This is a genomic window from Stappia sp. (genome assembly GCF_048261845.1).
Classification (GTDB): Bacteria; Pseudomonadota; Alphaproteobacteria; order Rhizobiales; family Stappiaceae; genus Stappia.
The window spans coordinates 1-8,395 of sequence record NZ_JBLXFR010000100.1 but is presented as its reverse complement, the minus strand read 5'-3'; the positions used below and the strand labels follow the sequence as shown (position 1 = coordinate 8,395).

The 8,395-nt window shown below is 64.5% G+C and carries 13 protein-coding genes; 8 read left to right on the top strand and 5 right to left on the bottom strand.

What is annotated here, in order from left to right:
- From ACN0T5_RS20765 to ACN0T5_RS20750, 4 genes are all read left to right on the top strand, one after another.
- The coding region (locus tag ACN0T5_RS20765; protein ID WP_417770512.1) for an NAD(P)H-dependent glycerol-3-phosphate dehydrogenase at positions 1-430 on the top strand (430 nt) is incomplete at its 5' end.
- On the top strand, positions 431-703 hold the full coding sequence (locus ACN0T5_RS20760) for a YciI family protein (protein WP_417770511.1): 273 nt from the start codon (positions 431-433) through the stop codon (positions 701-703).
- A complete protein-coding gene (locus ACN0T5_RS20755; protein ID WP_417770510.1) occupies positions 703-1,122 on the top strand; it encodes an EVE domain-containing protein in 420 nt (139 codons plus the stop codon). Before ACN0T5_RS20760 ends, ACN0T5_RS20755 begins: the two co-directional genes overlap by 1 nt.
- Positions 1,123-1,192: 70 nt before the next feature.
- Positions 1,193-1,588, top strand: a complete 396-nt coding sequence (locus tag ACN0T5_RS20750) for a DUF1761 domain-containing protein (RefSeq protein ID WP_417770509.1) — start codon at positions 1,193-1,195, stop codon at positions 1,586-1,588.
- 231 nt (positions 1,589-1,819) lie between these two features.
- On the opposite strand, the gene ACN0T5_RS20745 is transcribed toward ACN0T5_RS20750, so the two are convergent.
- From ACN0T5_RS20745 to ACN0T5_RS20735, 3 genes are all read right to left on the bottom strand, one after another.
- A complete protein-coding gene (locus tag ACN0T5_RS20745; protein ID WP_417770508.1) occupies positions 1,820-2,161 on the bottom strand; it encodes a DUF2853 family protein in 342 nt (113 codons plus the stop codon).
- 124 nt (positions 2,162-2,285) lie between these two features.
- The gene (gene ahcY / locus ACN0T5_RS20740) at positions 2,286-3,674 is read right to left on the bottom strand and encodes an adenosylhomocysteinase (RefSeq protein WP_417770507.1); all 1,389 of its coding nucleotides are present in this window, start codon (positions 3,672-3,674) and stop codon (positions 2,286-2,288) included.
- 103 nt (positions 3,675-3,777) lie between these two features.
- A complete protein-coding gene (locus tag ACN0T5_RS20735) occupies positions 3,778-4,092 on the bottom strand; it encodes a hypothetical protein (RefSeq protein WP_417770506.1) in 315 nt (104 codons plus the stop codon).
- 197 nt (positions 4,093-4,289) lie between these two features.
- On the opposite strand from ACN0T5_RS20735, the gene ACN0T5_RS20730 reads away from it, so the two are divergent.
- Positions 4,290-4,883 (top strand): HD domain-containing protein, encoded by a 594-nt coding sequence (locus tag ACN0T5_RS20730; protein WP_417770505.1) that lies wholly within the window; start codon positions 4,290-4,292, stop codon positions 4,881-4,883.
- Positions 4,880-5,308, top strand: coding sequence for a GNAT family N-acetyltransferase (locus ACN0T5_RS20725; RefSeq protein WP_417770504.1), 429 nt, complete (start codon positions 4,880-4,882; stop codon positions 5,306-5,308). The genes ACN0T5_RS20730 and ACN0T5_RS20725 overlap by 4 nt, the downstream gene beginning before the upstream one ends.
- Here the strand turns inward: ACN0T5_RS20725 and ACN0T5_RS20720 are convergent.
- The gene (locus ACN0T5_RS20720; protein WP_417770503.1) at positions 5,305-5,862 is read right to left on the bottom strand and encodes an ActR/PrrA/RegA family redox response regulator transcription factor; all 558 of its coding nucleotides are present in this window, start codon (positions 5,860-5,862) and stop codon (positions 5,305-5,307) included. The genes ACN0T5_RS20725 and ACN0T5_RS20720 overlap by 4 nt on opposite strands.
- Before the next feature lie 65 nt (positions 5,863-5,927).
- Positions 5,928-6,551: an SCO family protein gene (locus tag ACN0T5_RS20715; RefSeq protein ID WP_417770502.1), complete on the bottom strand. Its 624-nt coding sequence runs from the start codon at positions 6,549-6,551 to the stop codon at positions 5,928-5,930.
- A gap of 101 nt (positions 6,552-6,652) precedes the next feature.
- Between ACN0T5_RS20715 and regB the strand changes: the two genes are divergently transcribed.
- Both regB and ACN0T5_RS20705 read left to right on the top strand, forming a co-directional pair.
- Complete coding sequence (gene regB, locus ACN0T5_RS20710) at positions 6,653-8,050, top strand: sensor histidine kinase RegB (protein WP_417770501.1); 1,398 nt, start codon at positions 6,653-6,655, stop codon at positions 8,048-8,050.
- Positions 8,051-8,115: 65 nt separating this feature from the next.
- On the top strand, positions 8,116-8,395 hold a 280-nt coding region (locus ACN0T5_RS20705; RefSeq protein ID WP_417770500.1), incomplete at its 3' end, for a hypothetical protein.

Below are 8,395 nucleotides of genomic sequence, written 5' to 3'. Positions count from 1 at the left end.
CCAGCTTGGGGGGCCGCCCAAGACCGTGACCCCCCCCGCCTGTGGCCCCGCCATCGGGGCGGGCCTGGGCGAGAGCGCCCGCGCCGCGGTGATGACGCGCGGCTATGCCGAGGTTCGGCGCATGGCGCTGGAACTGGGAGGGCGGCCGGAAACGCTGTCTGGCCTGTCCGGTTTCGGCGACCTGGCGCTGACCTGCACCTCGGAGCAGTCGCGCAACTACCTATACGGTCTGTCCATAGGCCGCGGCGAAGGCTTTGACTCGTCGATCACGGTTGAGGGCGCGGCCACGGCGCGGGCCGTCGCCGAACAGGCGCGCGGCATGGCGCTCGACATGCCGATCACGGATGCGGTCGTGGCGCTGATCTCAGGCAAATTGCAAGTGCGCGAGGCGATGGATATGCTGCTCTCGCGCCCATTGAAGGAAGAATGAATGCTGGTGGCCCTGATCGCCTATGACAAGCCCGACGCGCTTCAGATCCGCAAGGACACGCGTGAGCAACACCTGAAATACATCGAGGATACCGGGATCGTTCAGCAAGCCGGCCCGCTGCTGGACGACGACGGTGAGATGATCGGCTCGCTCATCGTGCTGGATTGCACGGACCTCGAGGCGGCGGCGGAATGGTCAGCCGACGATCCCTATTGCCGCGCCGGCCTGTTCCGCGACGTGCAGCTTATCCGCTGGAACCGGGTCATCGGCTGATGCGCTATTGGCTGTTCAAATCCGAACCCTCGACCTGGGGCTGGCAAGACCAGCTCGACCGGGGCAACGCGGGCGAAGAATGGGACGGCGTGCGCAACTACCAGGCCCGCAACTTCATGCGCGAGATGAGTATCGGGGACCGCGGCTTTTTCTACCATTCGCAAAAGGAGAAAGCGGTCGTCGGTATCGTCGAGGTGATCGCCGAGGCGCATCCAGACAGCACCACAGACGACGAGCGCTGGGAATGCGTCGATATCCGGGCTGTGAAATCGCTGGAAAGCCCTGTCACGCTTGAGCAGATCAAGGCCGAGCCACGGCTGTCTGAAATGCTTTTGCTGCGTAACTCCCGCCTTTCTGTGCAACCGGTCGGTGAGACCGAGTGGCGGCTGATCTGCGAGATGGGCGGCACCGCACCCTGAGGCGGTTCGTTCTGGCCAAGCGCCCCTTGTCTTGCGATGCTCGCATCGGGACAGGAAAAAGGGACGGACCATGGAAATTCTGAACGTGCTGGCCGCCGCTGCGGCCTCTTACGCCTTCGGGGCGATCTGGTACATGACGCTGGCGAGACCCTGGATGGCGGCCGCGAACGTCGAGGTCGGCCCCGATGGACGGCCAACAAATTCCGACGACAAGGTGCCCTACCTGGTCGCCGCGGGCACGGCGCTGGTCGTGGCCGGGATGATGCGCCACATCTTCGAACTCGGGGGGATCGACACGATCGGCAAGGGACTGGTCGCGGGTCTTGGCCTGGGGCTGTTCATCGCCTCACCCTGGATCGCCGCCAACAACGCCTTCGGCGGGCGGCCCTTCCGGCTGACGCTAATCGACGGCGGCTATGCGACCATAGGCTGCGTCATCATTGGCCTGGTTCTGGCGGCGTTCTGAGGCACGAAAAAGCGAAGGGTTCGAACGCAACACGCCCGAACCCTTCGTCACCCCGCGTGTTCCACCCACGCATCTCATGATCTCGGGTCGGGCCGTCCTAGCCTGACTGCACGGTGATAGCCTGCAATGGGCCCTGCGGCAAACTGCAAGTGCCGATAAAGCCCTTCAAATGCGAAACGCCCGCCGGTGACGGCGGGCGCGTTCAACTCTTTCCCCATGCCACTGTGGCCATCAGCCGTAGACCGACTCCTTGCCGAAATGCTTGGTCAGCATGTAGTAGACGACGGCGCGATACTTGTTGCGCTCCGAGCGGCCATAGGTCTCGATGGTCGAATTGATCGCATCCATCAGCTGCGGGCCGTCCGCGAGGCCCAGCTTCTTGACGAGGAAGTTGTCCTTGATGGTCTCGAGCTCATGCGATTGCGAGCCGGCAACCGTCGAGGCATCGTCGTTGTAGATCGCCGGACCGCAGCCGATCGTCACCTTGGTCAGCAGGTCCATATCGGGGGTCATGCCGCACTTGTTGCGCAGATCATCGGCGTATTTCGCGATCAGGTCGTCCCTCTTACCCATTTTCTTCTCCCTGGATGTTCCGCCGGCGCGCGCTGACGCGCGCCGGCCTAGGCAATGTCTGCGACCCTAAACAGAATCGCCTGCCCCACAAAGAAGAAAACTGCGCGCCGCCCGGGCGCGACGGTCAGTAGCGGTAGTGCTCGGGCTTGAACGGACCCTCGGGCGAGACGCCGATATAGGCGGCCTGCTCGGGGTCGAGCTTGGTCAATCTGACGCCGATGCGATCCAGATGCAGGCGCGCGACCTTCTCGTCGAGATGCTTGGGCAGGATGTAGACCTTGTTCTCGTAGTTCTCGGCGTTCTTCCACAGCTCGATCTGGGCCAGCACCTGGTTGGTGAAGGAGGCGCTCATCACGAAGGACGGGTGGCCGGTGGCATTGCCGAGGTTCAGCAGGCGGCCCTCGGACAGCAGGATGATGCGATTGCCGTTCGGCATCTCGATCATGTCCACCTGTTCCTTGATGTTGGTCCACTTGTGGTTCTTCAGCGCCGCGACCTGGATTTCGTTGTCGAAGTGGCCGATGTTGCCGACGATCGCCATGTCCTTCATCTCGCGGATGTGCTCGATGCGGATGACGTCCTTGTTGCCGGTGGTGGTGATGAAGATGTCGGCGCTGCCGAGCACGTCTTCCAGCAGCACGACCTCGAAGCCGTCCATCGCGGCCTGGAGCGCGCAGATCGGATCAACCTCGGTCACCTTGACGCGGGCGCCAGCGCCACGCAGCGAGGCGGCGCTGCCCTTGCCGACATCGCCGTAGCCGCAGACAACGGCGACCTTGCCGGCCATCATCGTGTCGGTAGCACGGCGGATGCCGTCGACAAGGCTCTCCTTGCAGCCGTACTTGTTGTCGAACTTCGACTTGGTGACACTGTCGTTGACGTTGATCGCCGGGAAGGGCAGGCGGTCTTCCTTGACGAGTTGATAGAGGCGGTTGACGCCGGTGGTGGTTTCCTCGGACACGCCGCGGATCGCGTCGCGAGTCTTGGTGAACCAACCGGGCGAGGCCTTCATGCGCTTTTCGATCTGCGCCTTGATGGCAGCCTCTTCTTCCGATTGCGGCACCGGGATAATCTCTTCACCGGCCTCGGCGCGCGCGCCGAGCAGGACGTAGAGCGTCGCATCGCCGCCGTCGTCGAGGATCAGGTTCGCGCCTTCGGGAAACTGGAACGAGCGGTCGAGGTAGTCCCAATGCTCTTCGAGGGTCTGGCCCTTGACGGCGAAGACCGGGATGTCCGAGGCGGCAATAGCCGCGGCGGCGTGGTCCTGGGTCGAAAAGATGTTGCAAGAAGCCCAGCGCACGTCGGCGCCCAGGGCGACGAGGGTTTCGATCAACACACCGGTCTGGATCGTCATGTGAAGCGAGCCGACGATGCGGGCGCCCTTCAGGGGTTTTTCGTCGCCGTACTCTTCGCGCAGCGCCATCAGGCCGGGCATCTCGGTCTCTGCGATGGTCAGTTCCTTGCGTCCGTAATCGGCAAGGTTGATGTCCTTGATGAAGTAGTCGTCGGCCATGTAGCGCGTCCTTGAATTGAGGGTCGCGCAGGGCCGTATCATTTTCTTCCAGCATCGACAATGGCGCGCAAGCGTCCCGTGTCGGAACGCGGTCACGCCCAAGTCAGCTTGGTGTGCCGGGCAGGGCTTCCTTTGCCGGTTCGGTAAACCAGTCGGTGCCGGCGGCAAGGATGCAGCTCACCCCTTCGGGGTTGGTCAGGATCACCGTGAAGGTGCCGGTCTCTTCCGAGGCCCAGACCTCGACCATGGTGGTCAGGATCGGCGAGGACTGAAGGCCGCCGGCGGTCAGTTGCTCGGAGTATTTGTTGGACAGGCGTTCGACCACGGTATCGCGGAGGGCGCATTTCGCCGCCCATGCTGGCTGTGCCGCGCTCAAGACACCCATCAATACGGTCGCAAGGACAAGATGCTTGAACATGGCAAGCTCCTTTCGATAGGACATTGAAGGTAAGGGGGCACGCAGGGAGAGAAACGTGCCCCCCCTTGTCGTCCAGACCACACGGCTGCTGACCCGGAAGTCAACTTGTTGCGTTGCATCGGCAGCATGCGGTCTGTGGAAATCATGCTGCTCCCAGAATGTGGCGAAAACGTGGCAGCGCAACAGGCTGAGGCATTATGGCAACACCCCCTCGCGCGTGGCAGCGCATGCTTTCCGGTCGCCGGCTCGACCTTCTCGACCCGACGCCCGTGGACATCGAGATCGAGGACATCGCCCATGGCCTTGCCTTCGTCGCGCGCTGGAACGGGCAGACCCGCGGCGACTACGCCTATTCGGTCGCCGAACATTCGCTGCTGGTGCTGGACCTTTACGCGCGGCTGAACCCGAAGGCGCCGGTGAAATGGCACCTTGCGGCGTTGCTGCACGATGCGCCGGAGTACGTGATCGGCGACATGATTTCGCCGGTCAAGGATGCCGTCGGGCCGGGCTACGGCGCGCTCGACGAGCGGCTCAACGCGGCGATTCACCTGCGCTTCGGACTGCCGGCAGCCCTGCCGGTGGCGGTCAAGCGGCAGATCAAGAAGGCCGACCGTATCAGCGCCTGGATGGAAGCGGTCGCGATCGCGGGCTTCAGCGAGGCCGAGGCCGACCGCTTTTTCCTGCGTCCGCCCGAAGCGGTCGGCGCGGACCTCGGCATTCGCCTGCGCCCGCCGGTCGAGGGGCGCGCGGCCTATACCGCACGGCTCAACGCGTTGCTGGACGAGATGTGAGGCTGACAGTCCGCCGCGCCGGGCCCTTCGACGCACGCGCGCTGGCCGAGGTGCTTGAAACAGCGGGCGACGCGGTGGCGGCGAAAAAAGCCATGCGCGCGCAGCTTGATGCGCACGGCACCCTCTGCCACCTCGTGGAAGATGAGCACGGGATTATCCTTGGCTTTCAATGCATTGCGCCGATACCCGAGGTCGGCGCAGGTGCCGGGATCATCAGCTTCACGATCTCTGGAAATCTCGCAATCGAGGCGGGATCGACACTGTTCAAGGCCACTCGCGCGGCAGCGCGCGATGCTGGCTTCGACTGGCTGGAGGCGCGGGTCCGCGCGGACAACACCAAGGCGCTGACCTACTACCAGAGCCGGGGGTTCGAGGCGCTGCGCGACGCCGCGCCGTATCTCCGGCTGCGCTACGACCTGCGTTAGCGCGGCGAACGCTTGGCGAGGATGCGCTGCAGGGTGCGGCGGTGCATGTTCAGGCGGCGCGCAGTTTCGCTGACATTGCGGTCACACAGCTCGTAGACACGCTGGATATGTTCCCAGCGCACGCGGTCGGCGCTCATCGGGTTGTCGGGCGGCGGCGGCAGCTCGTCCTCGCTGGCGAGAAGGGCGTTGACAATGTCATTGGCATCCGCTGGTTTCGACAGGTAGTCGATCGCGCCGATCTTGACAGCCGCGACGGCAGTGGCGATGGCGCCATAACCGGTCAGGACCACGACGCGGCAATCCGGTCGCCTCTCGCGCAGCACCTCCACCACGTCTAGGCCGTTGCCGTCGCCCAGCCGCAGGTCGCAGACCGCGAAGGCCGGCGGGCGCGCCGTGGCAATGGCCTTGCCGGCAGCAACGGACCCGGCCGTTTCGACACTGAACCCGCGCTTTTCCATCGCCTTGGCCAGGCGTTTGAGAAAGGCCTCGTCGTCGTCGACCAGCAGGATGCTGCGATCCTCGCCAAGCGCTTGCTGCTCTGTGGACATCTTCATTCCTCCTGCGCGGGTATCCCGCGCCGGGCGCATACTGCCGTGGCCGGGCTGTGGCGTCAAACCACTCACCGCGCGTTAAGATAGCAAGAGACCTTGTCGGCTACCTGCTCTGGCGTTTCGTCGCGTCGAATGAACTCGAGAAAGCCGTCCTCCGGAGTGACAAGGTAGCTGAAGGTCGTGTGATCGACGATGTAATACTCGTCGTTTTCTTCGCTGTCCTGCTTCTTGTAGTAGACGCGATAGGCTTGCGCCGCCGCCTTCACCTGCTCGGGCGTACCGGTCAGACCGATCATCCGCTCGTGCAGATTCTCGGTGTATTCCCCGAGATATTCCGGCGTGTCGCGGTCAGGATCGACCGAGATGAACACCGGCTTTACCTCGTGGCCGCGGGCCGCCAGCAGATCGACCGCCTCGGCATTGCGCGCAAGGTCCATCGGGCAAACGTCCGGACAGAAGGCATAGCCAAAGTAGACCAGCGCCGGGCGGTCGATGACCTCGGCATCGGTGACCGTGGCCCCGGTCTCGTCAACCAGCGTGAAAGGGCCACCGATCTGATCGCCACCGCCGGCGATCGTGCCTTCACGGCACTGGGCGTTGTCGCCAGGGCCGCTGCGCATCATCAGGAGCCAGGCCCCGGCAAGCACCGCGGCAAGGACCAGCGCGGCAATAATGGAGAGGGTTCGGGTCATGGTTGCGCCTTCCGCGTCGGATGCGGGCGCTTGGCATTGCCCGCGGATTGGCGGAGACTTAGCACTTCGATCCCGAGTTGCAACGAGACATGGACGCGCAGATGGCCGAAAGCGACCTTGACCACATTACCGGCGAACAGCGCGGCAACTGGATTCGCTTGCGCACGATGGTCCGCCTTCGCTGGGTCGCCATCGCCGGTCAGCTAGGCGCGGTGCTGGTGGCGCAAGCGCTTTATGACCTGACGCTCGACCTCCGTCTTTGTTTCGCGGTGATCGGCCTGTCGGTGATCGGCAATATCGTCACCTTCTTCGTCTTCCCCGAGAACAAGCGCCTGTCCGAGACCGAGAACCTGGCGATGGTCACCTTCGATCTTCTGCAGCTTGGCGCGCTGCTCTACCTGACCGGCGGGCTGCACAATCCGTTCTCGGTTCTCATCGTCGGCCCGGTCACGGTGGCGGCGGCGGCGCTTAGCCTGCGTGCCACGATCTTCATCGCCAGCGTCGCGATCCTGCTGGTCAGCGTGCTGCTGCGCTACCACGAACCGTTGCAGACCCGCGAGGGATTCGAGCTGCGCGTCGCCGATGTCTTTCTTTACGGCAACTGGGTCGCGATCATCATCGCGGTCATCTTTCTTGCGCTTTACTCGCGCAAGATCGCGACCGAAATGCACGCCATGTCGGACGCGCTGCATGCCACGCTGATGGCTCTGGCGCGCGAACAGAAGTTGACCGATCTGGGCGGCGTCGTCGCTGCCGCGGCGCATGAACTCGGCACCCCGCTGGCGACGATCAAGCTGACCAGTGCCGAGCTGATGGAAGAGCTGGAGGATCGTGCCGACCTGCGCGAGGACGCGGCGTTGATCCGCGAGCAGGCGGATCGCTGCCGCGACATCCTGCGGTCCATGGGCCGCGCCGGCAAGGACGACCTGCACTTGCATCGCGCGCCGCTGTCGGCGTTGATCCGCGAGGCGGCGGAGCCTCACCAGGGCCGCGGCAAGACCATCGTCTTCGACGACGCCCCCCTGCCTGGAAGCGCGGCGGCACAGCCAGAGATCATGCGCTGGCCCGAATTGATCCACGGGCTGCGCAACCTGATCCAGAACGCGGTGGACTTCGCCGGTGACACGATCTTCGTCGAGACAAGCTGGAGCGAAACCGAGATCTCGATCCGCATCATCGACGACGGCCCGGGCTACCCGCCGGACGTGATCGGCCGCATCGGCGAACCCTTCGTGCGCAACCGCCGCGGCGCCCCGCGCGAGCCCAATGCCGCCCGTCCCGAATACGAAGGCATGGGCCTGGGGCTGTTCATCGCCAAGACGCTGCTTGAACGGACAGGGGCCGAAATGAGCTTTGCCAACGGCGGCGATCCCAAGGCCGGCGTGTCGGGCATGGCCCGCGTCGGCGCCATCGTCGAGGCGGTCTGGCCCCGCTCGAGGCTCGAGGCGCCGCCTCTGACCGAGGCCGAGATGGGGGTCAACCGCCCCATCGCCGTCTGACGCGCGGATCATTAACACGGCGTTAACCAATATTGACAAGACTCCACCGGGGAGGTGACGGAGTCATGGCGGTTTTCGGCGTCTTCGAAGGGTTGACCGCAGCTTTCGCAAGCGGTGCGGCGGGTCTTACGGCCTATGCGCTGGCGCGATGGCCCGAAGTTGCGGCGCGGACGGGCGCAGCGCGCGGCCCGAACGCGGCGACGGTCGGTCACGGCGGGAAAGGCCCGGCCGCAGATGCGCCGGTTGCCGATGCAAATCCGGATGCCGCCTCTGCCCGGGCGCCCTACCCGATCTGGCGCTGCGATGCGACCGGGCGCGTGCTCTGGGGTAACGCCGCCTTCCGAC

Coding starts and splice junctions, on each gene's coding strand:
- ACN0T5_RS20760 (WP_417770511.1), top strand. CDS start 431: ATGCTGGTGGCCCTGATCGCCTATGACAAGCCCGACGCGCTTCAGATC.
- ACN0T5_RS20755 (WP_417770510.1), top strand. CDS start 703: ATGCGCTATTGGCTGTTCAAATCCGAACCCTCGACCTGGGGCTGGCAA.
- ACN0T5_RS20750 (WP_417770509.1), top strand. CDS start 1,193: ATGGAAATTCTGAACGTGCTGGCCGCCGCTGCGGCCTCTTACGCCTTC.
- ACN0T5_RS20745 (WP_417770508.1), bottom strand. CDS start 2,161: ATGGGTAAGAGGGACGACCTGATCGCGAAATACGCCGATGATCTGCGC.
- ahcY (WP_417770507.1), bottom strand. CDS start 3,674: ATGGCCGACGACTACTTCATCAAGGACATCAACCTTGCCGATTACGGA.
- ACN0T5_RS20735 (WP_417770506.1), bottom strand. CDS start 4,092: ATGTTCAAGCATCTTGTCCTTGCGACCGTATTGATGGGTGTCTTGAGC.
- ACN0T5_RS20730 (WP_417770505.1), top strand. CDS start 4,290: ATGGCAACACCCCCTCGCGCGTGGCAGCGCATGCTTTCCGGTCGCCGG.
- ACN0T5_RS20720 (WP_417770503.1), bottom strand. CDS start 5,862: ATGAAGATGTCCACAGAGCAGCAAGCGCTTGGCGAGGATCGCAGCATC.
- ACN0T5_RS20715 (WP_417770502.1), bottom strand. CDS start 6,551: ATGACCCGAACCCTCTCCATTATTGCCGCGCTGGTCCTTGCCGCGGTG.
- regB (WP_417770501.1), top strand. CDS start 6,653: ATGGCCGAAAGCGACCTTGACCACATTACCGGCGAACAGCGCGGCAAC.